Origin of the sequence: Streptomyces sp. SID3343 (assembly GCF_009865215.1) — a bacterium.
Classification (GTDB): Bacteria; Actinomycetota; Actinomycetes; order Streptomycetales; family Streptomycetaceae; genus Embleya.
In genome coordinates, this window is the sequence record NZ_WWJX01001547.1 from 1 (window position 1) to 1,002 (window position 1,002).

The following is a 1,002-nucleotide window of genomic DNA, read 5'->3' on the forward strand; positions in this document are numbered from 1 at the left end:
GCCTGGCCGGACTCGCCCGGGCCGAGCGCGACCAGGTCCTCGTGGACCTGGTCCGGGCCGAGGTGGCCGGCGTCCTGGGCGCCGACCCCGAAGCGATCGGCGCGCGCCGGGCGTTCGGCGACCTCGGAACGGACTCGCTGACCGCCGTCGAACTGCGCAACCGGCTCAACGCCGCCACCGGGCTACGCCTGCCCGCGACGCTGATCTTCGACTACCCGACGCCGACGGCGCTCGCCGACTTCCTGCGCGGGGAACTGGTCCCCGACGACGCGGCGTCGACACCCGTCGCGTCGGCCGCCCGGAGCGCCGCCGGGGTCGCCGACGACCCGATCGTCATCGTCGGCATGGCGTGCCGGCTGCCCGGCGGCGTCGAGTCGCCCAGTGACCTGTGGCGCCTGGTCGACTCCGGCACGGACGCGGTCGGCGAGTTCCCGACCGACCGAGGCTGGGACGTCGACGACCTGTTCGACCCCGACCCGACGGCGGCCGGCAAGTCCTATACCCGACACGGCGGATTCCTCCACGAAGCCGCCGATTTCGACGCGGACTTCTTCGAGATCTCCCCGCGCGAGGCACTCGCCACCGACCCCCAGCAGCGACTGCTCCTGGAAACCACGTGGGAGGTCATCGAACGCGCGGGCATCGACCCGACCACGCTGCGCGGCAGCCGCACGGGCGTGTTCGCGGGAGTGATGTACCACGACTACGCGCCGCACCCCGGCAACGTGCCCGCGTCCCTGGAGGGATACGTCGGCAACGGCAACGCGGGCAGCGTGGCCTCGGGCCGGATCTCGTACTCGTTCGGCTTCGAGGGACCCGCCGTCACGATCGACACGGCGTGCTCGTCGTCACTGGTCACCCTGCACCTGGCCGCTCAGTCGCTGCGGCTCGGCGAGAGCGATCTCGCGGTCGCGGGCGGGGTCGCGGTGATGGCGTCACCCGGCGCGTTCACCGAGTTCTCCCGCCAACGCGGCCTGTCCGTGGACGGGCGCTGCAAGGCGT

The 1,002-nt window shown here is 73.0% G+C and carries 1 protein-coding gene; it reads left to right on the plus strand.

The features are described from left to right. Positions 1 to 1,002: type I polyketide synthase (locus GT354_RS49140; RefSeq protein WP_161364651.1), on the plus strand; the 1,002-nt coding region annotated here is incomplete at both ends.